At 71.7% G+C, this 23,224-nt stretch carries 23 protein-coding genes; 3 read left to right on the top strand and 20 right to left on the bottom strand.

Annotated elements, in window-relative coordinates; translation table 11 throughout:
• Positions 1–3 precede the first annotated feature (3 nt).
• A complete protein-coding gene (locus tag ACFQ9V_RS07590; RefSeq protein WP_382458558.1) occupies positions 4–228 on the top strand; it encodes a hypothetical protein in 225 nt (74 codons plus the stop codon).
• Between the two features lie 319 nt (positions 229–547).
• Here ACFQ9V_RS07590 and ACFQ9V_RS07585 read toward each other — a convergent pair whose 3' ends face one another.
• The 12 genes from ACFQ9V_RS07585 to ACFQ9V_RS07530 form a co-directional block, all read right to left on the bottom strand.
• The gene (locus ACFQ9V_RS07585) at positions 548–1,939 is read right to left on the bottom strand and encodes an NAD(P)/FAD-dependent oxidoreductase (protein ID WP_382458557.1); all 1,392 of its coding nucleotides are present in this window, start codon (positions 1,937–1,939) and stop codon (positions 548–550) included.
• Between the two features lie 39 nt (positions 1,940–1,978).
• Positions 1,979–3,289: a S8 family serine peptidase gene (locus ACFQ9V_RS07580; RefSeq protein WP_382458556.1), complete on the bottom strand. Its 1,311-nt coding sequence runs from the start codon at positions 3,287–3,289 to the stop codon at positions 1,979–1,981.
• Positions 3,268–3,780 carry a DUF501 domain-containing protein gene (locus tag ACFQ9V_RS07575; RefSeq protein WP_382458555.1) on the bottom strand — a complete coding sequence of 171 codons (513 nt, stop codon included), beginning with the start codon at positions 3,778–3,780 and terminating at the stop codon, positions 3,268–3,270. The genes ACFQ9V_RS07580 and ACFQ9V_RS07575 overlap by 22 nt, the downstream gene beginning before the upstream one ends.
• Before the next feature lie 21 nt (positions 3,781–3,801).
• On the bottom strand, positions 3,802–4,317 hold the full coding sequence (locus tag ACFQ9V_RS07570) for a septum formation initiator family protein (RefSeq protein WP_382458554.1): 516 nt from the start codon (positions 4,315–4,317) through the stop codon (positions 3,802–3,804).
• Positions 4,318–4,425: 108 nt separating this feature from the next.
• Positions 4,426–4,671, bottom strand: coding sequence for a hypothetical protein (locus ACFQ9V_RS07565; protein WP_382458553.1), 246 nt, complete (start codon positions 4,669–4,671; stop codon positions 4,426–4,428).
• An 87-nt stretch (positions 4,672–4,758) separates the two neighbouring features.
• Complete coding sequence (gene eno, locus ACFQ9V_RS07560) at positions 4,759–6,039, bottom strand: phosphopyruvate hydratase (protein ID WP_382458552.1); 1,281 nt, start codon at positions 6,037–6,039, stop codon at positions 4,759–4,761.
• 115 nt (positions 6,040–6,154) lie between these two features.
• Complete coding sequence (gene hisS / locus ACFQ9V_RS07555) at positions 6,155–7,447, bottom strand: histidine--tRNA ligase (protein ID WP_382458551.1); 1,293 nt, start codon at positions 7,445–7,447, stop codon at positions 6,155–6,157.
• A 358-nt stretch (positions 7,448–7,805) separates the two neighbouring features.
• The gene (locus ACFQ9V_RS07550; RefSeq protein ID WP_382458550.1) at positions 7,806–8,612 is read right to left on the bottom strand and encodes an ABC transporter ATP-binding protein; all 807 of its coding nucleotides are present in this window, start codon (positions 8,610–8,612) and stop codon (positions 7,806–7,808) included.
• A 16-nt stretch (positions 8,613–8,628) separates the two neighbouring features.
• On the bottom strand, positions 8,629–9,687 hold the full coding sequence (locus ACFQ9V_RS07545; protein WP_382458549.1) for a FecCD family ABC transporter permease: 1,059 nt from the start codon (positions 9,685–9,687) through the stop codon (positions 8,629–8,631).
• A complete protein-coding gene (locus ACFQ9V_RS07540; protein ID WP_382458548.1) occupies positions 9,684–10,745 on the bottom strand; it encodes a FecCD family ABC transporter permease in 1,062 nt (353 codons plus the stop codon). The genes ACFQ9V_RS07545 and ACFQ9V_RS07540 overlap by 4 nt, the downstream gene beginning before the upstream one ends.
• Before the next feature lie 7 nt (positions 10,746–10,752).
• Positions 10,753–11,793, bottom strand: coding sequence for an iron-siderophore ABC transporter substrate-binding protein (locus ACFQ9V_RS07535; RefSeq protein WP_382458547.1), 1,041 nt, complete (start codon positions 11,791–11,793; stop codon positions 10,753–10,755).
• A 73-nt stretch (positions 11,794–11,866) separates the two neighbouring features.
• Positions 11,867–12,526, bottom strand: a complete 660-nt coding sequence (locus ACFQ9V_RS07530; RefSeq protein ID WP_382458546.1) for a MazG family protein — start codon at positions 12,524–12,526, stop codon at positions 11,867–11,869.
• Between the two features lie 136 nt (positions 12,527–12,662).
• On the opposite strand from ACFQ9V_RS07530, the gene ACFQ9V_RS07525 reads away from it, so the two are divergent.
• Positions 12,663–13,853 (top strand): Na+/H+ antiporter NhaA, encoded by a 1,191-nt coding sequence (locus tag ACFQ9V_RS07525; protein WP_382458545.1) that lies wholly within the window; start codon positions 12,663–12,665, stop codon positions 13,851–13,853.
• Positions 13,854–13,943: 90 nt separating this feature from the next.
• Here ACFQ9V_RS07525 and ACFQ9V_RS07520 read toward each other — a convergent pair whose 3' ends face one another.
• The 5 genes from ACFQ9V_RS07520 to ACFQ9V_RS07500 form a co-directional block, all read right to left on the bottom strand.
• On the bottom strand, positions 13,944–15,086 hold the full coding sequence (locus tag ACFQ9V_RS07520) for a DUF1648 domain-containing protein (RefSeq protein ID WP_382458544.1): 1,143 nt from the start codon (positions 15,084–15,086) through the stop codon (positions 13,944–13,946).
• Positions 15,083–15,562, bottom strand: coding sequence for a GntR family transcriptional regulator (locus ACFQ9V_RS07515; RefSeq protein ID WP_382458543.1), 480 nt, complete (start codon positions 15,560–15,562; stop codon positions 15,083–15,085). Before ACFQ9V_RS07515 ends, ACFQ9V_RS07520 begins: the two co-directional genes overlap by 4 nt.
• A 66-nt stretch (positions 15,563–15,628) precedes the next feature.
• A complete protein-coding gene (gene mfd, locus ACFQ9V_RS07510) occupies positions 15,629–19,264 on the bottom strand; it encodes a transcription-repair coupling factor (protein WP_382458542.1) in 3,636 nt (1,211 codons plus the stop codon).
• A 10-nt stretch (positions 19,265–19,274) separates the two neighbouring features.
• A complete protein-coding gene (locus ACFQ9V_RS07505; RefSeq protein WP_382458541.1) occupies positions 19,275–19,949 on the bottom strand; it encodes a 4'-phosphopantetheinyl transferase family protein in 675 nt (224 codons plus the stop codon).
• A 33-nt stretch (positions 19,950–19,982) separates the two neighbouring features.
• On the bottom strand, positions 19,983–20,687 hold the full coding sequence (locus tag ACFQ9V_RS07500; protein WP_382458540.1) for an alpha/beta fold hydrolase: 705 nt from the start codon (positions 20,685–20,687) through the stop codon (positions 19,983–19,985).
• Between the two features lie 96 nt (positions 20,688–20,783).
• Between ACFQ9V_RS07500 and ACFQ9V_RS07495 the strand changes: the two genes are divergently transcribed.
• The gene (locus tag ACFQ9V_RS07495) at positions 20,784–21,227 is read left to right on the top strand and encodes a hypothetical protein (protein WP_382458539.1); all 444 of its coding nucleotides are present in this window, start codon (positions 20,784–20,786) and stop codon (positions 21,225–21,227) included.
• 77 nt (positions 21,228–21,304) lie between these two features.
• Here ACFQ9V_RS07495 and pth read toward each other — a convergent pair whose 3' ends face one another.
• The 3 genes from pth to ACFQ9V_RS07480 form a co-directional block, all read right to left on the bottom strand.
• Complete coding sequence (pth, locus tag ACFQ9V_RS07490; RefSeq protein ID WP_382458538.1) at positions 21,305–21,904, bottom strand: aminoacyl-tRNA hydrolase; 600 nt, start codon at positions 21,902–21,904, stop codon at positions 21,305–21,307.
• A gap of 9 nt (positions 21,905–21,913) precedes the next feature.
• Complete coding sequence (locus ACFQ9V_RS07485) at positions 21,914–22,549, bottom strand: 50S ribosomal protein L25/general stress protein Ctc (RefSeq protein WP_382458537.1); 636 nt, start codon at positions 22,547–22,549, stop codon at positions 21,914–21,916.
• A 169-nt stretch (positions 22,550–22,718) separates the two neighbouring features.
• The gene (locus ACFQ9V_RS07480; protein ID WP_382458536.1) at positions 22,719–23,219 is read right to left on the bottom strand and encodes a gluconokinase; all 501 of its coding nucleotides are present in this window, start codon (positions 23,217–23,219) and stop codon (positions 22,719–22,721) included.
• Positions 23,220–23,224 lie beyond the last annotated feature (5 nt).

Raw genomic sequence — 23,224 nt, 5'->3', positions numbered from 1 at the left:
GAAATGCCTGGCTTCCTGATTGAGTACAACCGGCGCACCGGTGATTGGCATGCCGAAGAGTTCCCTGGACCCGACGGACACCGTGCAGCGCTCGAAGAACGACTTCGGCGCGAGCAAGATCGAACCAACCCGGACATTGAAATCGCCTCGTTGAACGGCGATTCCCTTGACACGGTCAAGAAGACCCACTCGCGGTACTTCGAAGGTGCGGAACTGCACGCAGTCTGACGCCCGAGACCTCAAGTAGCCCCAGGTCGTCGCACGACGGCCCGAGGCGACTGAGTTTGCAGCTCCGGCAACAGAGATCACGCTTGCTTGCGTCTTTGGCACGAGACTCTCGACATGCATGATGCTAACGGCGAGGCTTTCAGGTTCGAGTCCCACTGGAGGCACCATGTACGCCGCATTTGCGGGCGCATCGACGCGTCCTGATCTCCTTCGGAAGCGCCATCTGAAGGAGTCTCCTGCGCGAGTCGGCCCGGAACATCCGCGCGTCCGGGAACGCAGAAGGCCCGGTCCCTGGGGGGACCGGGCCTTCTGGCGTGGCTTACTTGGCTGCGGCGGGTTCCTTTGCCACGGCCTTCTTCTTGGGAGCCTCGGCCGGTGCGGTCTCGAGGGCCGGCTTCGGGCGGGAGGCGAACTCCTCGAAGGCGGCGCGCGGCGTCTGGAGGGCCTCCAGGGACACGATGTCGCGGCCGAGCCAGAAGTTGTTCCACCAGCCCCACAGCACGCGGAACTTGCGCTCCCAGCTCGGCATCGCGAGCCCGTGGTAGCCGCGGTGCGCGAACCAGCCGAGGACGCCCTTGATGGCCAGCTTGCCGGACTGCAGCACGCCGATGCCGAGGCCCAGTCCCGCGACGGCGCCGAGGCTCTTGTGGTAGTACTGGCGCGGCAGCTCGCCGCGGAGGTCCGCGATGATGTTCTTCGCGAGCAGCTTGCCCTGGCGGACGGCGTGCTGGGCGTTCGGCACGCAGTAGCCGCCGACGCCGGCGCCGGTCAGGTCGGGGACGGCCGAGACGTCGCCGGCGCCCCAGGCGCCCTCGATGATCTCCTCGTCGGTGCCCACGCGCAGGTCGGCGCGGACGCGCAGCCGGCCGCGCTCCTCGATCGGGAGGTCGGTGTGGCGGACCACGGTCGGGTTGGCCATGACGCCGGCCGTCCAGACGATGAGGTCGGTCTCGAAGCTCTCGCCGGTGGACAGCTCGATGCGGCCGTCGACGGCGCTGGTGAGCTGCGTCTCCAGGTGGATCTCCGCGCCGCGCTCTGCGAGGTTCTTGATCACCCAGTGGCTGGTCGGGAGCGACACCTCCGGCATGATCCGGCCCATGGCCTCGATCAGGTGGAAGTGCGTGTCCTCGAACGACAGCTCCGGGTACTTCGTGAGCAGCGCGCTCGCGAAGGAGCGCAGCTCGGCGAAGATCTCGATGCCCGCGAAGCCGCCGCCGATGACGGTGACGGTCAGGAGGCGGTCGCGCTCCGGGCCGGCCGGGAGGGTCGACGCCTTGTCGAAGTTCGTGAGCATCCGGTCGCGGATGTACACGGCCTCCTCGATCGTCTTGAGGCCGACCGCCTGCTCGGCGACGCCCGGGATCGGGAATGTGCGCGACACGGCGCCCGCGGTGACCACGACGATGTCGTATTCGAACTCGTACGGCTCGCCGGCCGCCGGCTGGATGGTCGCCGTCTTGTTCGCGTGGTCGATGTAGCTGACCTTGCCGCTCACGATGTTCGTGCTCTTGAGGTGGCGGCGGTGCGAGACCACCGCGTGGCGGGGCTCGATGGAGCCGACGGCCACCTCGGGGAGGAACGGCTGGTACGTCATGTACGGCAGCGGGTCGACCATGGTGACGTCGGCCTCGCCGGAGCGGAGCTGCTTCTCGAGCTTCCACGCGGTGTAGAAACCGGCGTAGCCTCCGCCGACGATCAGGATTTTGGGCACAGTAATGCGTCTCCTCAACACGAAAGTATGGGTGTTAATCTACCCCCTGCTGCGCTCTCGCCTGAAATGCAGCCACGCACCGACCCCGCCGAGGGCGAGGAGTGTGACGAAACCGGAGATCAGACCGAACGGCAACCAGAAAGCGGTGAGGACGCTCCATTGCGGCCAGAAGAACGATCCCCATGCTACAGGTCGTTCCGGGCTGAGCTTCGCGGGCGCCGGCGCGGCCTGCGCCTCCGGCGCCTGCGGCACGGCCGTGGCGGGGGTGTCCGCGCGGCGGTGGATATGGATCCACTGGGTCAGGTCGCCCATCGGGTTCGCGCTCACGTGCGGCACGGTCGCGGTCACCGCGGCCGCCGCGTCGAGCAGCCCGTACCCGTAGACCGGGCTCGGGACCGTCGTCACACCGGCCGGCTTCCGCGCGGTGCGGATGATCCGGTTGATGACGTCCGGCGCCTTCAGCTCGGGATGCGCCGCCCGGACGAGCGCGACCGCACCGGCGACCAGCGGCGCAGCCCCGCTGGTGCCGGCCCACTGGACGTAGCCTCCGCCCGGGTTCGCGCCCACCAGCTCCTCGCTCGGCGCCGACACGCCGATCGTGATGCCCTGCGACGACGCGTCGAAGGAGGCCTGCCCGGCCCGGTCGACGCCGGCGACGGTGAGGACGCCGGGGATGGTGGCGGGCGCGCCGACCTCGGTCGTCCCGCTCCCCCGGTTGCCGGCCGCGGCGACGACCACCACGTCGTGCGAGAACGCGTACTGGAACGCGTCGTCCCAGCTCGGCGGCCAGTCGAGGGTGTTGCGAGTGAGCGAGATGTTGATGACGGAGGCGCCGCTGTCGACCGCCCAGCGCATCGCCTTCGCGATCTGGTCGTCGTTGTCGACGTTCCCGGTCGACTTCCCGAGCGCGACGGAGGCGGTGAGGACGCTCGCCTGCGGAGCCGCGCCGAGCACTCCGGTGTCGGGGCCGGTGCCGCGTCCGGCGAGCAGGGAGGCCACCCAGGTGCCGTGGTTCGCGGCGTCGCCGTCGCCCAGCGGCTTCTGGCCGTTCGCGGCGCCGACGCCGGACACGTCCGTGCCGCCGGTCACCGCGCCGGCCAGGTCGGGGACCGTCCCGTCGACGCCGGTGTCGATCACCGCGACCTTCACGCCCGCGCCCTTGGTCGTCTGCCAGGCCTGGGCGAAGCCGTACTCGGTCAGCCAGTACTCCATGTCGCGCACCTGGTCGGCGTGCGCGGGGGCGGCAGGAGCGATTCCGACCACGAGGGCAGTCGCGAGGGCGGCGGCGAGCGCGGTCGCGCCCGCAGCCAGGGTGCGGCGGAGCCGGGTCAGCCGGCCTGGATGCGGCACTCGCACACCTCGGGCGACCACCCGCCCCGCGCGAGCGCCAGGTCGCCGATCGGGTTGACGCCGGGGCCGGCGGCCAGCGCGTGCGCCGCGAGCGCGTGCAGGCACTTGACGCGGGTCGGCATCCCGCCCGCCGAGACGCCGGCGAGCTCCGCCACGACGCCGATGGACTCGCGGTCGGCGAGGTACTGCTCATGCGCCGCCCGGTACTGGTCGCGCACGTCCTCGTTCTCGGCCAGGAGGTCGTTGTACTCGTTCATCACCTGGGTGGCCTCCAGCTGCGACATGGCGGCGGTGGCGGCGGGGTGCGAGAGGTAGTAGAAGGTCGGGAACGGCGTGCCGTCGTCTAGCCGCGGGGAGGTGGAGACGACCGTGGGGCGGCCGCACACGCAGCGCGCGGCGATCCCGACGACGTTGCGCGCCGGGCGGCCGAGCTGCTCGCTCACGGCGGCGATGTCGGCGTCGGTGACGGGGTCGAACGGGGGTCTGGTCATGTCGTGCCTTGCGTTTCTGCGTTACTTGCCGGGTGCGGGAGTCGGGGTGGGCGCCGGCGTGCTGCCGAGCTGCGCCGGGGTGGCGTCCGTGAGCCCGGCGCCCATCAGCGAGCCGAACAGGGAGCCGACCCAGTCGGTGCGGGTCTTCTGGAGCCTGGAGCTCACCGGCGTGGTGTCGCCCTTCGCCGCGGGGGCGCGGTCGTCGATGACGAGGTAGCTGGTCTCCCCCGGCATGACGTAGTACAGCCGGTCGCGGGCCTGGGCGCGGATGTAGCTCGGGTCGTTCCAGCGGGCGCGCTGCTCCTTGAGCGCGTCGACCTGCGCGGAGAGCTCCTGGACGGCCTTCTGCTGGTCGGCGATCTGCTGTCGCTGCGCCAGGTAGCCCTGCAGCGACGGCGCCAGGATGACGACGGCGAGCACGACGGCCCCCATCATCACGAGCGAGAAGGCGGAGAAGTGGAGGCCGCGCAGCCAGCGCCCGGTCGCCGTCGGCTGCTCGAAGGAGGCGGCGACGCGCTGCGTGCGCGGCTTCGGCATGGCCCCTCCTGCGGTTCTGGGCGGACGTGGAGGACCGGGCGTCCCCGCTGTCAATCGTAGGCGATCCGCCCTGAGCGGCGGCCGCGCGGGCGGGGTGTCGCGGTGTGCTCAGTGCGCTGTCAGCATGACGACGAGCCGGACGGCGCCGACCGCGACCAGCCCGAGCCCGCCGAGCGTGAACACCAGCCCGATCGCGCGGGCGTCGCGCGGCCGGAACCGCTCCCGCGCATCCCGGTCGGCGAACAGGGCAGCCGCCCGTTCGGGGCGGCGCAGCAGGTAGGCGCCGAACACGACGAACAGGCCGGCCAGCAGCAGGAACACCCCCAGCACCAGAACCTCCCCCGAAACCCGCACCCCCGTATCCTCCCAGCTACGCCGAAGGGTGAGTAGTCGCGGAAATCCGTGACGGATAACCACGATTACTCACCCTTCGGCGGTGTGTCAGCCCTGGAAGCGGGGGAAGGCGCTGCGGCCGGCGTAGACGGCGGCGTCGCCGAGCTCCTCCTCGATGCGGAGGAGCTGGTTGTACTTGGCGACGCGCTCGGAGCGGGCCGGGGCGCCGGTCTTGATCTGGCCCGCGTCGGTGGCGACGGCGAGGTCGGCGATGGTGGTGTCCTCGGTCTCGCCGGAGCGGTGCGAGAGCACGGCGGTCATGCCGCTGCGCTGGGCCAGCGACACCGCGTCGAGCGTCTCGGTGAGGGTGCCGATCTGGTTCACCTTCACCAGGATGCTGTTCGCAGCCTTCGCCTGGATGCCCTTCGCGAGGCGCTTCGGGTTGGTGACGAACAGGTCGTCGCCGACGAGCTGCAGCTTGCCGCCGAGCTCGGCGTTGAGGAGGGTCCAGCCCTCCCAGTCGTCCTCGGCCAGCGGGTCCTCGATGGAGACCAGCGGGTAGTTCGCGGCCAGCTCCTGGTAGTAGGCGCTCATCTCGGCCGCGGTGCGGTCCTGGCCCTCGAAGCGGTAGACGCCGTTCTCGAAGAACTCGGTGGAGGCCACGTCGAGGCCGAGCGCGATCTGCGAGCCGACCGTGTAGCCGGCCTTCTCGATGGCCTCGGAGATGAGGTCGAGCGCCGCGCGGTTGTGCTCCAGCTCGGGGGCGAAGCCGCCCTCGTCGCCGAGGCCGGTGTTGAGGCCCTTCGACTTCAGGAGCGCCTTGAGCGAGTGGTAGGTCTCCACGCCCCAGCGCAGGCCCTCGGAGAAGGTCTCGGCGCCGATGGGGAGGATCATGAACTCCTGGATGTCGACTCCGGTGTCGGCGTGGGCGCCGCCGTTGATGATGTTCATCATCGGGACCGGGAGGACGTGCGCGTTCGGGCCGCCGACGTAGCGGAACAGCGGCAGGTCGGCCGAATCGGCCGCGGCCTTGGCGACCGCGAGGCTGACCCCGAGGATGGCGTTGGCGCCGAGGCGCTTCTTGTTGTCGGTGCCGTCGAGCTCGATCATCGCCTCGTCGACCAGGCGCTGGTCGCTGGCCTCGTAGCCCTCGATCGCCGGGCCGATCTCGTCGAGCACTGCGTCGACGGCCTTCTCGACGCCCTTGCCCAGGTAGCGGTCCTTGTCGCCGTCGCGAAGCTCGTAGGCCTCGAAGGCGCCGGTGGACGCACCGGACGGGACGGCGGCGCGGCTGACCGTGCCGTCCTCCAGGAGCACCTCGACCTCGACGGTCGGGTTGCCGCGGGAGTCGAGAATCTCGCGAGCGCCTACTGCTTCGATCTGAGCCACAACAATCTCCTTGATGGTTTCGTGGGTTGCCGAATCAGTCTAGTGACGTCGGGTTAACGGCTTTAACGGAGTGGCGGGATGCTTGCGACAAATGGCGCGCGAGCGTGGTCGCAGCTCACGACAGCGGCTTGAACTCCAGCGCGGCGGCGTCCGCGGTCCCCGGATCGACGAACGCGAACGATTTGTACCCGGCCGCGGCCGCGCGGTCCAGCACGCCCTTGAGGTTCTTCGCCCGGCGGTCGAGCCGCACCCGGCGGCCGGAGGCCACCAGCTCGGACTTGATCGCCATCAGCCGGTCGAGCGGGACGCTCGGGTCGTGGACGAGCACCACGGTGTCGAGCGCCGCGTCCTCCGGCACGTCGATCAGGTCCACGACGCGCTCGAAGCCGATCGAGAACCCGCACGCCGGAACGTCGCTGCCGAGGAAGCGCCCGATCATCCCGTCGTAGCGGCCGCCGCCGCCCACCGAGCTGCCGGAGCCCGGGTGCGCGATCTCGAAGATCGTGCCGGTGTAGTAGCCCATGCCGCGCACCAGAGTGGGGTCGAACCGCAGCGCAACGCCCTCCGGGAGGGTGTCGAGCGCGTGCGCCAGCGACTCCAGGGCGGCGATGGCGTCGGTGTCCATGCCCTCAGGCAGGATGCCGGAGATCGCCTCCACGGTCAGCTCGACTCCGCCGTCCGCGAGGTGCGGCTCGAGCGCGGCGAGGATGCCGCCGAGCACGGCAGCGGAGTCCGCCCCGCCCTCGCTGAGCTCGGCTACCACGCCCTCCGCGCCGATCTTGTCGAGCTTGTCGATCGAGATGAGCACCTGCGGCCAGCGCGACTCGGCGAAGCCGCAGTACTCCAGCAGGCCGTTCAGGATGCGGCGGTCGTTGATCCGGATGGTGCAGCCGGTCAGGCCCAGGGCCTCCAGCGCGGCGGCGGTCGCGGTGATGAGCTCGACCTCCGCGAGCTGCGAGCCCTCGCCGATGATGTCGATGTCGCACTGCACGAACTGGCGGTAGCGGCCCTTCTGCGGCCGCTCGGCGCGCCAGACCGGCGCGATCTGGATGCTGCGGAACACGGGAGGCAGCTCGGCGCGGTGGGTGGCGTAGAAGCGGGCCAGCGGCACGGTGAGGTCGAAGCGCAGGCCGAGGTCGCAGAGCGCGAGGGTGTCCCCCGACTCGATCGCGGCGCGCAGGTCGTCGCCGCCGAGACCGCGCTTGAGCACGCTGAAGGCGAGCTTCTCGTTGTCGCCGCCGAGGCCCGAGTGCAGGCGCGCGACGTCCTCGACGACCGGGGTCTCGATCTCGTCGAAGCCGTGCGCGGCGAAGCTCCGGCGGATCACACCGAGCGCGTGCTCGCGGCGGGCCTTCTCGGCGGGGAGGAAGTCGCGCATGCCGCGGGGCGGGGTGATCGGGGAGGCCATGCGACGATTCTTCCAGATGGAGGCCTTGCGATGCCGACGGATGCCGCCCGGGGGGATCGCGGGATGGACAGCCGGAGTCGTAGACTGCCCCCGTTGCCACCCTGATGTCGTGCCGACCCCGCGCGATGCGGTGGTGTCCCAGTGAGGACCTGGCATGAGCCGCAGTCGTCCGACCACGTCGGCTGCGTTGCCAGACACACGACAACGCGTCCGCCCAGGGCCGGGATGATTGCGCCGCCGGTCGGCGCCGTCGGACCCGATCGGCGGCCCGGGTCCCCCGGCGGGCGCGCTGCCGGCCTGCGCAGCATCCGTCTGACAGAACACGCCGCGTCCGGTCGTGACGTGGCGGCATGTCCTGTCAGGCAGTGTGTCCCGTGTGGTGCCGGCCCAACGGCACGACGAGCGGGGTGCCCGCGACCGGGTCAGTCGCGATGACCGACTCGACGCCGAAGACGTCGCGGACGAGCTCCGCGGTGACGACCTCCGCCGGGTCGCCCGACGCGACGATCGACCCCGCCCGCATCGCCACCAGGTGGTCGGCGTAGCGCGCGGCGAGGTTGAGGTCGTGCAGGACCATGACCACCGTCGTGCCGCGCGCCGCGTTCAGGTCGAGCAGCAGGTCGAGCACGTCGAGCTGGTGACTGATGTCGAGGAACGTGGTCGGCTCGTCCAGGAGCAGGATGCCGGTCTGCTGGGCGAGCGCCATCGCGATCCAGACGCGCTGGCGCTGGCCGCCGGAGAGCTCGTCGATCGCGCGATCGGCCAGCTCGGCGACACCGGTCGCGGCCATCGCCTCCTGCACGGCGGTGTCGTCCTCCGCCGTCCAGCGCCGGAACCAGCCCTGGTGCGGGTAGCGGCCGCGGGAGACGAGGTCGGCCACCGTGATCCCGTCGGGCGCGGTGGGCGTCTGCGGCAGCAGGCCCAGCCGGGTCGCGACCTCCTTGGTGGGCAGGGAGCGGATGTCCGCGCCGTCGAGCAGCACGCTGCCGGAGGCCGGCGCGAGCAGCCGGGACAGCCCGCGCAGCAGGGTGGACTTGCCGCAGGCGTTCGGCCCGACGATGGCGGTGACGCGACCGGGTGGGATGTCCAGGTCGAGGCCGTCGACGACCACCCGGCCCTCGTAGGCGAGGGTCAGGTCGCGCGCGGCCAAGGTCTGTTCAGTCATGCGAGTCTTCACTTTCTCAGCCCCCCCGGCCGACACGGTTGGTCCTGGTGAGCTGCCAGAGCAGGTAGGGCGCCCCGACGATCCCGGTCACGACGCCGACCGGGAACACGACGCCCGGCACGGCGAACTGGGCGACGACGTCCGACAGCACGAGCACGAGCGCGCCGACGAGAGCCGCCGGCACCAGCGCGAGCGAGCCGCGTCCCACGAGGCGACGCGCGACGGGCGCCGCCAGCAGCGCGACGAACGCGATCGGCCCCGCGACCGACACCGCTACGGCGGCGAGCGCCACCCCGACGCCCACGCTCACGATGCGGGTGCGCTCGGGGCGCACGCCGATCCCGGCCGCCAGGTCGTCACCGAGCCCGAGTGCGGCGAGCGGCCTCCCGACCAGCAGCGCCGCCGGGATGAGCACGACGGCGGAGACCGCCAGCACGGCCAGCGAGGTGCCGTCCACGCTGTTGAGGCTGCCGGTGATCCAGACCAGCGCCTGCTGCACATCGCTCAGGTCGGCGCGGGTGAGCACGTACGAGACGATGCCCGCGCAGACCGCGGCGAAGCCGATCCCGACCAGGACGAAGCGGTAGCCGCTCACCCCGTTGCGCCAGGCGAGCAGGTAGATCAGCACCGCGGCGACCAGCGTGCCCGCGAGGACGACGCCGGAGAGCGCGAGGCCGGTGATCCCGAACCACACCAAGGCGATGGCGCCGGTCGCGGCCGCGCTGGTCGTGATGCCGATGATGTCGGGGCTCGCGAGCGGGTTGCGGGCGACCGACTGGAACAGCGCGCCGGACAGGCCGAGGCACGCGCCGACCAGCACAGCGGCGAGCAGCCGCGGCAGTCGGAGGTCGAGGATGACGAACGAGGTGAGCCGGTCGGCGCGGCCGACCAGGGCGGCGAGCACGTCGGAGGGCGCGACGCCCGCGTCCCCGAGCGTGAGCGACACGGCCGACACCAGGACGACGAGCACGGCGAGCACGAGGGACACCCGGAGCGCGCGGGCGTGCCGGTGCCGGCGGTCGAGGGCGACGCTCGACGCGGGCCGGGAGGCGGTTCCCGCGGTCTGCGCGCTCACAGCCCCACCAGCTTCCTGCGCCGCACGAGCGCGATGAACAGCGGCGCCCCGACGAACGCCATGACGATCCCGACCTGCAGCTCCCCCGGCGGCGCGACGACGCGGCCGATCACGTCGCACGCGATCAGCAGCGCGGGCGCGATGACGGCGGAGAACGCGAGGATGCGGCGGTAGTCCGCGCCGACGACCCAGCGGGCGACGTGCGGCACGACGAGCCCGACGAACGCGATCGGGCCGACCGCGGCCGTGGCCGATCCGCAGAGCAGCACGATCGCGACGGCCGACAGCGCCCGCGCGAGGCCGACCCGCTGGCCGAGGCCGCGCGCCACGTCGTCGCCGAGCGCGAGACCGTTGAGCAGCCTCCCGAGCCCGAGCGCGAGCACCGCGCCGACGCTCAGCGTCGGCAGCACCTGCCAGAGCACGTCGAAGCCGCGGCCGGCGAGCGACCCGACCTGCCAGAACCGCATCTGGTCGAGCGAGACCCGGCTGGTCAGCATGACCGCGGTGATGAGCGAGCCGAGCGCGGCGGAGACCGCGGCGCCCGCCAGCGCGAGCTTGACCGGCGTCGCGCCCTCCCGGCCCACCGAGGACACCGCGTAGACCAGGCCGGCGGCGAGCGCCGCCCCCGCGAACGCGAACCAGACGTACCCGGACACCGTCGTGACGCCGAGGAACGCGATCGCCACGACGACGGCCAGCGAGGCGCCGAAGTTCACGCCGAGGATGCCGGGATCGGCGAGCGAGTTGCGCGACAGCCCCTGCATCACCGTGCCGGCCAGGCCGAGCGCGAGCCCGGCGGCGAGGCCGAGCAGCGTGCGCGGGAGGCGGCTGCCGACGACCACCAGGGAGTCGGGGTCGCTCGCCGTGTAGTGCGCCAGTGCGTGCAGCACGTCGGCGGGCGCGATCGTCCGGGCGCCGACCATGAGGCTGAGCACGCACACCGCCACGAGGACGACGACCGCGATCAGGAAGCCCAGGAGGGTACGCCGGCGCCGCCGGACGTGCGCGGGGACCTCCCCGGCACGCCCGGCTGGCGCGGTGGCGACACCGGTGGGCATCGCTGGGCTACTTGACCTTCGCGGCCGCGGCGGCGAGCTGCGGCACGTAGCGGTCGAGCATCCACGGGATGCTGAGCACGCTGGGCGCGCTCGTGGCGGCGACGAACGACTCGCCGACGATCGGCGCGAAGCGGCCCTCCTTGACGGCAGGCATCGCGGCGACCAGCGGGTCGGCGGTGAACGCGTCCACCGACGACTGCTTGTCGAAGTACATGACGAGCAGGTCGGTGTCGATCTTCGAGAGGTTCTCGTAGCTGAGCTGGTAGAAGAAGCTGCCGTCGCCCTTCGAGGAGTCGAGGGAGGCGATGCTCGGCGAGTTGGTCATCCCGAGGTCGTTCAAGAGCTGCACCCGCGGGTCCTCCGCGCGGTAGACGTTGAGCACGCCGGGCTGGTTGGCGGCGGCGTAGAAGAACGTCTTGCCCTTGATGGCCGGATACGTGTCGGCCAGCGCGGCGACGGCGGACTCGGTCTTCTTCACGAGCGCGTCCGCCTGGGAGGTCATCCCGAGCGCCTTGCCGACGATGGCGGTCTGGTCGCGCCAGCTCGTCGCCCACGGCTTCGCGGGGTACGCGACGACGGGAGCGATCTTGCTGAGCGTGTCGAACTCGGTCTGCGTGAGGCCGGAGTACGGGGCCAGGATGACGTCCGGCTTGGCCTTCACGAACTGCTCGAACGGCACCTCGCCGGAGTCGGCGTCGAGAAGCTGCGGGGTCTTCCCCTTCAGCGCCGCGATCTTCTCGGCGTCCCACGGGAGGACGCCCTTCGCGTCGCCGCCGTAGCTGAACTTCGGCATCGCGACCGGGACGACACCGAGGGCGAGCGCGATGTCCTGCGCGCCCCAGCCCCAGGTCGCGACGCGCTTCGGCGCCGAGGGGATGGTGGCCGCGCCGAGCGCGCTGTCGATCGTCACCGGGAAGCTGCCCGCGGAGCCCGATGCGGACGGTTCGTCGGCCTGCCCGCCCGCCGAACAGCCGGTGAGGACGAGGGCGGCCGCGGAGGCGACGGCGGCGAACGACAGGACCAGGCGCGAGCGCGCGGAAACGGGCATGACTCTCCTCGGGAGGGTGCCGATGGCACGAAGGTGGGAAGCGTGCCGACGTGGCACGTTAGGTAAGCCTAACCTAAACCGATGCTTCCTGCTCGCGGATCTCCCCCTGCAGCTCGCGCAGCGTCGACCGCAGCGCGCGCTCGGCGTCCAGGCCCTGCGCCTTCGCCGACGCGACGATGGCCAGCAGCAGCGGCCCCAGCTCGTCCTCGCTCTCCACCTGCACGCCGCCCGACTCGCTCAGGTCGATCAAGCCGACCTTCTCGGCGCGGCCGAGCAGCTTGTCGGCGAGCGCGAGGGAGGGCATGGCCTGAGGGATGCCGTCCAGCACGCTCGTGCGGCCCGGCTTCTCGACCTTCTTGAGGTCGTCCCAGAACCCGACCACGTCGTCCGCGGTCTCCGCCGTGCGGTCGCCGCCGAAGACGTGCGGGTGCCGGCCGACCATCTTGCGGGTCATCTGCTCGGCGACGTCCTGGATGTCGAAGTCCTCGCCCGCGGTGTGCGCGGCGATGTCCGCGTGGAACAGCACCTGGTAGAGCACGTCGCCGAGCTCCTCCAGCATCTCGTCGCGGTTCCCCGTCTCGATGGCCTCGATCAGCTCGTAGGTCTCCTCGATGAGGTACTGCACCAGCGACTCGTGCGTCTGGGCTGCGTCCCACGGACAGCCGCCGGGAGCGCGGAGCTGCGCCATCACGGCGACGAGCTCGTCGAGTCTGGTGGGCGCCGCGTCGGTCATGGGATGCTCCTCCCGTCGGGGACAGGTTCATCCTCTCACCGGAACCGATCGGTAGACTGGGATCACTGGTGTGCCGGGAAGTCTGGTCGGCGAATTCGTTCCTCCCTTCCGCGCGTCGGCGCGAGATTGGCCACCGATGAGCATCATCCGCTCCGAGCGCACCGCCGCCGGGCTCCTGCTGGGCGCCGCCGCGCTCGGCCTCCTGCTGGCGAACACGGCCGTCGGCCCCGCCTTGCTGAGCCTCCAGCACTCCCACGTCGGAGGCGGCCTGGTGGACCTCAGCGTCGGGCACTGGATCAGCGACGGGCTTCTCGCGGTCTTCTTCTTCATCGTGGCGGTCGAGCTCAAGCACGAGCTGGTGGCCGGCGAGCTCAACTCGTTCGCGAAGGCCGTCCACCCGGCGATCGCGGCGGCGTTCGGCGTCGCCGTGCCTGCCCTGATCTACCTCGCGATCACGGCGGGCTCCGGCCTGTCCGACGGCTGGCCCATCCCGACCGCGACGGACATCGCCTTCGCGCTCGGCGTGCTCGCGGTGTTCGGGCGCGGGCTGCCGAACCGGCTGCGGGTGTTCCTGCTGGCGCTGGCGGTGCTGGACGACCTGGTGGCCATCCTGATCATCGCCGTGTTCTTCACGACGAACCCGAACCTGCTGGAGCTCGGCGCCGCCGCGGTGGTCGTCGTCGCGTTCGGCCTGCTCAGCCGGCTGCTGCACGGGAGGCTGCGCTGGCCTATCGGCGTGCTGATGGCGCTGCTCGCGGTGCTGACCTGGTGGCTCGTCTACGACTCCGGTGTGCACGCCACGATCGCGGGCGTCGCGCTCGGGCTGGTCATGGCGCGTGCGCCGGGCCGTCGCACCGCGCACGCCCTGGAGCCGTGGTCGAACGGGCTGATCCTGCCGCTGTTCGCTTTCTCGGCCGCGCTCGTCGTCATCCCGGGAGTATCCCCCGCAGAGCTGTCGCCGGCGTTCTGGGGGGTCCTGGTCGCCCTCCCCGTCGGGAAGCTGGTGGGGATCACGCTGGGCGGCTGGCTCGGGTCGTTCACGCGGCCGAAGGCGGAACGCGCGCGCATCCCCGTGCTCGGTCTCGTGACGGTCGGGGCACTGGGCGGCATCGGCTTCACGGTGTCGCTGCTGATGAACGAGCTGGCCTTCGCGGGCTCGGCCACCGTGCGCGCCGAGGGCACCCTCGCGGTGCTGCTGGGCTCCGCGGTCTCGATCGTGCTCGCCGGAATCCTCGTCACCACGCTCGCGCGCCGCAACCGCCGCCAGCACCCGCGCGAGATTCGTGACGAATCGCGCGAATCCGCGCGCGAAACGCCACATTCGTAACGAATCGCAGGGATCGACGGCGACGACATTCGTGCCGAATCGCGCGAATCCGCGCGCGAAACGCGACATTCGTGACGAATCGCGGGGGCGTCAGCGGAGGAGGGCGGGGAGCGTGAGGGCGGCGACGAGGAGCAGCAGGGTGACGACGCCGATGGCGATGCCGCCGGGGTGGCCGAGGTTGATCGTCACGCCGACGCCGAACCGCTTCGGGACGAACAGTGCGGGGTCGGCGGAGTTGACGTAGATCAGCCCGCCCTTCCAGTGCCGGTCGTCGTCGCGCGGGTCCACGGCGTCGCGGCCGGCCCCCGGCGCGGTCGCCCCGCCTCCGACCGGCACGGCGGCGCGGGCGGCGCGCGTCCCGCTGACGAGACGGATGGCATAGAGGCCGATCACGACGAAGATCACCACCAGCAGAGCGACCGTGACGATGCCGATCCCGGCGCTCGGCTGGTTCGACCCGTCGTGCAGCCAGCCGATCACGGACAGCACGGCGAACGCGGCGGACACGACGAACGCCATCCAGCCGAGCAGCGACTGCGTCAGCTCGGCCTGCAGCGCAGCGATCCGCTCCGCGACCTCCGGCGCCTCTCCCCCGCCGCGCCGCCACGGGACGGCGCGGACCACGAACGCGATCCCCACCATCAGCGCGAGCACGCCGAACGCGATCAGGAGCGGCCCGAACACCGAGGCGACCGTCTTGGCCGCGAACCGGTCGGGCTGCCCGCTCGCGTCCCAGTGCACCGCGATGGAGGCCGGGAGGCTGTCGTACAGCGCGACGCCGACCGCCCCGGCAGCCAGCAGCAGCACCAGGGCGGCCGCGAACCAACCGAACGCCGGCCGCGACCGCGCGCCGGAGTCCGGCGTGACGCTGCCGGAGATCCGCACCGGCACGTCGTCCAGCCAGCCGCCCGCGCGCTTGGCCGCCTGGATGCTCCGGCGCGACAGCAGGTAGCCCCCGATGGAGCCGACCAGCAGGACGAGCGTCGCGACGAGCGCCGGCGCGGCGGGGCCGACCGGGATGACGAGCACGGCCGCGACCAGCGCGACGACGTACGAGACCACGACGACGACGCGGAAGCGCCGGATCGCCGCGACCACGACCGGGTCGGCGACCCGGCCGCGCGGCACCAGCACGCCGAGCGGCAGGGTGGTGCGGCTCATCGCCGGCAGCATCAGGAGGATCGCGGCGATCAGCGTCGTCACGGCGAAGGTGCTCAGCAGGACGGCGGTCATGGGAAGTTTCCTTTCGTGTCGCCCCTGGTCGGTGCGGCGGGAGGTGCGGCGGGACGCGCAGGGGGCTGGCCAGCGGCATCGTTCTGCCCGCGGGCCTGGTCGAACAGCCAGGCGATGGCGGACGTGCGGGACTCCAGCTCCGACCGCTCGACGCCGTGGGCGATGCCCTCGGCGATCAGGGCGCTCAGCCGCGCCGACCAGTCGGCGAGGAACCGCTCGTCGGGCGGTCCGCTTCCGGCGTCGCGCGCGATCACCGACCCGGAGCGCCGGCTGGTGCGCACGATGCCCTCGGTACGGAGCGCGTCGTACGCCTTGACGACGGTGGCGGCGTTGATCCCGAACCGCACGGCGACCTGCCGCACGGAGACGAGCGCGTCGCCCTCGCGCAGCTCACCGCGCGCGACGGCGTCGATCACGCGATCGTGCAGCTGCTGGTAGAGCGGCGTCTCCGCCGTCGGATCGAGCTCGATGCGCATGTGACGCCCTCCCGTCTGTATCGGTACCTATAGTACAACCGATACAGCGGCAGCGCACTACTCGCGTCAGGCGGCGGGTTCGGTGGCCGGCTCCGGGGCCGGGAACAGGGCGCCGAGCAGGGAGCCCACCCACTCGATCAGCCCCGCGTCGTCCAGCGCCTCGCCGTTCACCCGCGGCAGCGGGACCGTCGCGACCTTGGGCGCCGCGTGGTACTTCGACCCCGGATACATGCGCTGCAGGCGCACCTGCTTGGAATCCGGGAGCAGCGCCGGGGCCAGGCGCAGGTTGGAGCCCATCGCCACGACCTCCCCCAGCCCGGCTTTCTGCGCCGCCCGGCGCAGGCGCGAGACCGCGATCAGGTTCAGCACCGGCTGAGGCGGCTCGCCGTAGCGGTCGGCCAGCTCCTCCAGCACCAGGTCGATCTGGCCGTCCTTGGCGGCGGGCGAGCTCGCGGTGGACAGCTTCTGATACGCCTCCAGCCGCAGCCGCTCGCTGTCCACGTACTCCTCGGGGATGTGCGCGTCGACCGGCAGCTCCAGGCGCAGCTCGGTCTGGCCCTCGGCGACGTCCCCGCGGAACGTGGAGACGGCCTCCCCGATCATCCGCAGGTACAGGTCGAAGCCGACGCCGGCGATGTGGCCGGACTGCTCGCCGCCGAGGAGGTTGCCCGCGCCGCGGATCTCGAGGTCTTTGAGCGCGACCTGCATGCCGCTGCCGAGGTCGTTGTTCGCCGCGATCGTGGACAGCCGGTCGTGCGCTGTCTCGCTGAGCGGCTTGTCCTCGTCCCAGAGGAAGTACGCGTATGCCCGCTCGCGGCCACGGCCCACCCGGCCGCGGAGCTGGTGGAGCTGGCTGAGCCCGTACTTGTCGGCGCGGTCGATGATGATCGTGTTGGCGTTGGAGATGTCGAGGCCGGTCTCGATGATGGTGGTCGAGACGAGCACGTCGAACTTGCGCTCCCAGAAGTCGACCACGACCTGCTCGAGCGCGTGCTCGTTCATCCGGCCGTGCGCGACCCCGACGCGGGCCTCCGGCACGAGCTCGGCCAGTTTGGCGGCCGCCGCCGAGATGGACCCGACACGGTTGTGCACGAAGAACACCTGGCCCTCGCGCAGCAGCTCGCGCCGGATCGCCGCGGCGACCTGCCGCTCGGAGTACGGCCCGACGAAGGTGAGGATCGGGTGCCGGTCCTCCGGCGGGGTGGCGAGGGTCGACATCTCGCGGATGCCGGTGACCGCCATCTCCAGCGTGCGCGGGATCGGGGTCGCGCTCATCGCCAGGATGTCCACGTTGGTCTTGAGCTTCTTCAGCTGGTCCTTGTGCTCGACGCCGAAGCGCTGCTCCTCGTCGATGATCACCAGGCCGAGGTCCTTGAAGGAGACCCCGTCGGCGAGGATGCGGTGCGTGCCGATCACGACGTCCACGGTGCCGTCGGCCATGCCGCGCAGGGTCTCGCGCGCCTCCTTGTCGGACTGGAACCGGCTGAGCTGGCGCAGATGGATGGGGAAGCCGGCGAACCGCTCCATGAAGGTCTCGGCGTGCTGCTTCACCAGCAGCGTCGTCGGCACGAGCATGGCGACCTGCTTGCCGTCCTGCACCGCCTTGAAGGCCGCCCGGATCGCGATCTCGGTCTTGCCGAAGCCGACGTCTCCCGAGATGAGCCGGTCCATCGGGATGGGCCGCTCCATGTCGGCCTTCACCTCGTCGATGGTCTGGAGCTGGTCGTGCGTCTCCGCGAACGGGAACGCCTCCTCCAGCTCGCGCTGCCACGGGGTGTCCGGGCCGAACGCGTGGCCCTTGCTGGCCATCCGCGCCGAGTAGAGCTTGACCAGCTCCACGGCGATGTCGCGGACCGCACGACGGGCCTTGCCCTTGGCCGCCGACCAGTCGCTGCCGCCCATCTTGGACAGCTGCGGGGCCTCGCCGCCGACGTAGCGGGTGAGGAGGTCGAGCTGGTCGGTCGGGACGAACAGCTTGTCGCCCGGGTAGCCGCGCTTGGACGGCGCGTACTCCAGCGCCAGGTACTCGCGCTTGGACTTGACCGCGTTGCGGCCGCCGCTGGAGACCTCGCGCTGCGTCAGCTCCACGAACTTGCCGATGCCGTGCGTCTCGTGCACGACGTAGTCGCCCGGCTTCAGCGCGAGCGGGTCGACGACGTTCTTGCGCCGGGTGGCGAGCTTCTTGACCTGCCGCGACTCGTAGCCGACCGAGCGGCCGTAGAACTCGCTCTCGCCGATCAGCGCGAGCTTCTCCTCCGGGAACTCGAAGCCGTGCTCCACGGTCGCGCGCAGCAGGTAGGCGACGCCGGGCTCCGGGCTCTCCGGGAAGGAGTCGACCGGGCGCGCGGGCAGCTCGGCCTCCGACAGCACCTGCGCAGCGCGCTCGACCAGGCCCGCGCCCTCGGCGACGATGGCGACCCGCCAGCCCGCGCGCAGCCGCTGGGCGACGTGCTCGACGGCGCCGGTGACGTTGCCCGCGAAGCTGGGCACGGCCTCCGCGTTGACGCGCACCTGGAGGTACTCCTCGACCTCGCGCTCCAGCACGAGCCCGTCGGCGGCGTCGGCCTGGAAGCCCGAGAACGTCCACCACGGATGGTCGGGGGCGCTCTGGCCCGGCCGGCTGAACTTCACCGAGTCCTTGAGCCGCTGCAGGGTGAGGAAGTCGCCGGCCGCGAGGTCGATCGGGGCGGCGGCGCCGACGGTCGCGGCGCTCCACGCGGCCGAGAGGAACTCGCGGTTGGTCTCGGCGAGGCTCACCGCGCGCGACGCGACGCGCTCGGGCGACAGCACGGCGACGGCCGCGCCGCTCGGGAGGTAGTGGGTGAGCGGCACGAGCCGGTCCACGAGCGCGGGGGCGAGCGACTCCATGCCCTCCACCGGGATGCCCTCGCCGATCTTGGCGAGCATCGCGGACAGGCTCGGGAACTCGTGCTCCATCTCCCGGGCGCGCTGACGCACCGGCTCGCTGAGCAGCAGCTCACGGCTCGGCGGGAGGGTCACCGCGGGGATCGGCTCGGGCAGCGAGCGCTGGTCGGCGACCGAGAACGCCCGGATCTGCTCCACCTCGTCGCCGAAGAAGTCGACGCGGTACGGGTGCTCGGCGGTCGGCGGGAAGACGTCGAGGATGCCGCCGCGCACGGCGAACTCGCCGCGGCGGGTGACCATGTCGACGCGCGAGTAGGCGAAGTCGACGAGCCGGAGGGCGAGCGCGCCGAGGTCGAACCCACGGCCTCCCGCGGTCAGCTCGATGGTGCCGTAGTCGGTGAGGTTGTCGGCCAGCGGCTGCAGGGCGGCGCGCACCGAGGCGACGAGCACGAACGGGTGCGAGGCCTCCCCCGCCTCCCGGGCGGCCGACCAGTCGGCGAGCCGGCGCAGGGCGAGGAGCCGCTTGCCGACGATCTCGGGGCTGGGGCTCAGGCGCTCGTGCGGCAGCGTCTCCCAGGCCGGGAACTCCACGATCTCGGCGTCGGGGAGCACGCACGGCAGCGCGGCGCGCACCGACTCGGACTCGCGGCCGGTCGCCGTGATGACGAGCACCGCCTCGGAGGAGCCCGCCGCGGCCCGCTTGCCGATGAGGCCGGCGAGGAGGGGCACCCGGAGGCCGTCGGTGAGCGAGAAATCGGCGTCGCGACCCGCATAGGCCAGAGCGTCGGCGTACGTGGAGGCGCGCTGAAGCGCCGCGATCAAGCCCTGCAGTATCACTCGGGAGAGTCTACGCGCGGCGACCGACACCCCGGTCGGGGACGGGAATGAGCTCGCCGCGGTCGCCGAGCGTCGCCCAGCGCGCCGGCTCGACGGTCGCGGCGGCCGCGATCGCGCCGGGGACGGACCGGGAGCTCAGCAGGAGCCCGGCGTGCGAGGGGCGCAGCGCGTCGGGAGTCGTGAGGACCTCCAGCGCGGCGAACCCGTCCAGCCGCGCGACCCCGGCCTTCACGCAGGCCTCCTTGGCGGTCCACGCCAGCCGGAAGGCCCGCGCGGGGTCCGCCGCCGCGCCGATCAGAGCGCGCTCGGCCGGCGTCAGCGCGTCGGCGAGCTTCACCTCGCTGTCCGCCTCGACGTCCACACCGAGTCGGGACCACGATGTCCCGGCGGCCACCCAGCCGGCGGCGTGCGACCAGCTCACGTGACGGCCGGCGACCGCGAGCGGGAGGCCGTGCTGGCCGCCGCAGACCTCGCAGCGTTGCCGCAGGTCCACGGGCGAAACCTCCCCGGCGCCGGCGGCACGGAGCGCGTATGCGGCGAGCAGGCGGGCGGCGGTGAAGTCGTCCCTGTCCGCCGGCGAGCGCAGCCTTCGCAGCCGAGCCTCCGCGGCCATCCCGAGCGGAGCGTGCGGGAGGACAGCCAGCACGTGCCGCGTCGGCGCGACGACGACCGTGCTCTGCTCCATCCGCTCAGGCTAGCCGCGTCAGATCCGGCCGCGTCAGATCCAGCCCTCGAGGGCCTCCATGAACCCGTCGTGGTCGTCGCGGTGGATGACGTGGCCGCTGCCCCGCACCACCCGCACGTCGAAGCCGGTGTCGCGCAGGCGCTCGGCGACATGCGGCTTCACCAGGTGCGAGTTGTCGGCCAGCATCACCAGCGACGGAATGGCCATGTGCTCCGGCGCGCGCATGACGCTCGGCGCGAGCACGGATGGGATGGCCGCGCGGTCGAACGACTTGAACGTCTCGACCTCGATCGCGACGTCGGCGGGATCCCAGCGCGGGTTCCGTTTGGCGATCCGCGCGGCGGACTGCCGCGCCAGCGTCTTCAGGAAGGCCGGAGCGAGCATGAGCTGGAACCAGTTGGCGGCCGGGCAGGAGAAGGCGGGGTCGACGTAGACCGCGCGCCGCGGGTGCAGCCGGTCGACGGCGAGGCTCACGGTGAGCCCGCCGAGCGAGTGGCCCATCACGAGCTCCGGCGCGTACGGGACGGTGTCGACGATGTCCTCCGCCATCAGCTCGGCGGTGTACTCCGCGGTGCGCGGGCTGTGGCCGTGGCCGCGGAGGTCGACGGCGACCACGTGGTAGCCGCGCTCGGCGAGCACGGGGCCGACCCGACGCCAATTGCGCGAGTCCGACATGACGCCGTGGACGAGGACCGCGTACCGGTCTCCTGCGCCCCACTCGCGCGTATACAACTTCATGGTCTGCGACGGTACCGTGTCGCCCTGGGCCGATGCCCCACGTCAGCTACGCTCTGGCTGAACGTCCGGCGTGAGTCGCCGGGGAGGGGGACAACAATGAGCTTTCAGCCGCAGCCGGTCTACGGGCCGCCGGGCTACTACGCCGCGCCGCCCGCTCCGCTGCGGCCGCGGACGCTCGGCGCTGTCTCGATGGGCCTCGCGCTCGGCGTCTTCGTGCTGTCGCTGGTCGCCTCGGTGTACATCGGCATGACCGCGGGACCGCTGATGCACGGCACGGCGGGCACCGCCTACACGGTGGACTCGACGAACCTCTCGCAGGCGCAGCTGGCCGCGTTCGCGCCGATCGGGGTCCTGATGGGCGCACAGATGCTCTTCGGGACGGTGCTCGGCATCCTCGCGCTCGTGCTGGGGATCATCGCGGTCGCGACCAAGCGCGGTCGCGCGTTCGGCGTCGTCGGGATCGCCGTCGCCGCGGCGGCCCCGGTCCTGTCCTTCATCGTCTACACCGTCACCATCGCCGCGACCGCCCCGCACGCCTAGCGCCGAGGGGCACGTAAACGCCCCCAAAACCGCGTTTTAGGGGCGTTTACGTGCCCCTCGGCGGATGGATGAGGGCGTCAGCGCTCGGTGTGGAAGTGGTTCTGGGCGGCGGTGAGGCCGTCGGTGGCGATCTTCTCGATCGCGTCGGCGGCGTCGCCGACGAGGATCGGGAGGTTCTTGCGCTCCTCCGCGCTGAAACCGGCGAGCACATGGTCGGCGGCAGCACGCGAGCCGGGCGGCCGGCCGACGCCGACGCGCACCCGGGTGAAGTCGCCGGTGCCGGTCGCGGCGATCACGTCGCGCACGCCGTTGTGGCCGCCGTGGCCGCCGCCGAACTTCAGCTTGAGGGTGTCGAACGGGATGTCGAGCTCGTCCTGCACCACGATCAGGTGCGCGGGGTCGAGCGAGTAGAAGCGCAGGAGCTGCGACACCGGGCCGCCTGACACGTTCATGAACGTGTTCGGCTTGGCCAGGATGAACCGCGGCCCGCCGGGGGCGAGACGCCCCTCGGCGACCGTGGAGTTCGTCTTGTGGGTCTTGAAGGTGAGGCGGCCGCGCGACGCGAGCTCGTCCAGCACCATCTGCCCCACGTTGTGACGAGTGGCCGCGTAGCCGGGCCCGGGGTTACCGAGCCCGACCACGAGCCAGGGGCCCTCTGAAGAGAGAGGACTGGCCATCGGGGGTGATTACTCCGCGGACTCTTCGGCGGCGGCCTCCTCGGCAGCCTCCTCGGTGGCCTCGGCAGCAGCGGCCTCTTCCGCCTCCTCGTCGGCGCGCGCGGCGGCCGGGACGACGACGTTGAGGATGAGCAGGTCCTCGTCCTCGGCGAGCACGGCGCCCGACGGGAGGGCGAAGTCCTTGGCGTGGTACTGGGTGCCCTCCTCGGCGTCCGTCACGTCGATGACGATGCGCTCGGGGATGTGGGTGGCCTCGACCTCGAGCTTGATGGTCGGGATGTCGAGCACCGCGATGGTGCCGGAGAACGGCTCGCCCTCGACGTGCACGGGGACCTCGACGGTCACCTTCTCGCCGCGGCGGACGATGATGAGGTCGAGGTGCTCGATGATCTGGAGCACCGGGTCCTTCTGGACGTCCTTCACCAGCGTGAGCTGGCTCTTCCCGTCGATGTCGAGGTCGAGGATCGCGTTGGCCTTGCGGAGCAGCAGGCCGACCTGGTGGGCCGGGACGGTGACGTGCACCGGGTCGGTGCCGTGGCCGTAGATGACCGCGGGGATCAGGCCCTTGGCGCGGATCTTGCGGGCAGCGCCCTTGCCGAAGCTGTCGCGGATCTCCGCGACGACCTTGTTGGACTCGTCAGCCATGATGTCTCCTTGCCGGCGGGGCCGGCTGTCTGGGCGAGCCGGAGGGCTCGCAGTATGGGGGGTGTCGACTCGAGCGCATCGAGGTGCGCGAGGAAAGACTGCGAAGCCTGCTCCACCGCGTCGATAACGGATGCCTGACGCATCCCTCGCCGAAGTTCAGTAACCCAGTCTACCCGACGGCCGAGCGCACGTCGTCCACGATCGCGGACACGAGGTCCTCGGGAGGTTCGGCGACGTCGAGCCGCACGCCGTCCTCCCCGGGCTGGAGCGGCTCCAGCGTCGCGAGCTGCGAGGCGAGCAGGGAGGCCGGCATGAAGTGGCCCGGCCGGATCATCCGCTCGGCGAGCAGGGCGCGGTCGCCGTCGAGCTCGGCGAAGAACGTGCCGGGCGCCTCCGACCGGATCAGGTCGCGGTACGAGCGCTTCAGCGCCGAGCACGCGACGACCATCCCGGCCGCACCGGCGTCCGCGAGCGTGCGCCCGACCGCGCGCAGCCACGGCTCGCGGTCGTCGTCGGTCAGCGGGACACCCTGGCTCATCTTGGCGACGTTCGCGGCCGGGTGGAGGTCGTCGCCGTCCACGAACCCCGCGCCGAGCGCGTCCGCGACGAGCCTCCCGACCGTCGACTTGCCCGACCCGGACACGCCCATCACCACGACTCTGACGCTCATGTCTC

This window comes from Leifsonia sp. NPDC056665 (assembly GCF_042791795.1).
Lineage (GTDB): Bacteria > Actinomycetota > Actinomycetes > Actinomycetales > Microbacteriaceae > Leifsonia.
This window is presented reverse-complemented; position numbering and strand designations above follow the sequence as displayed.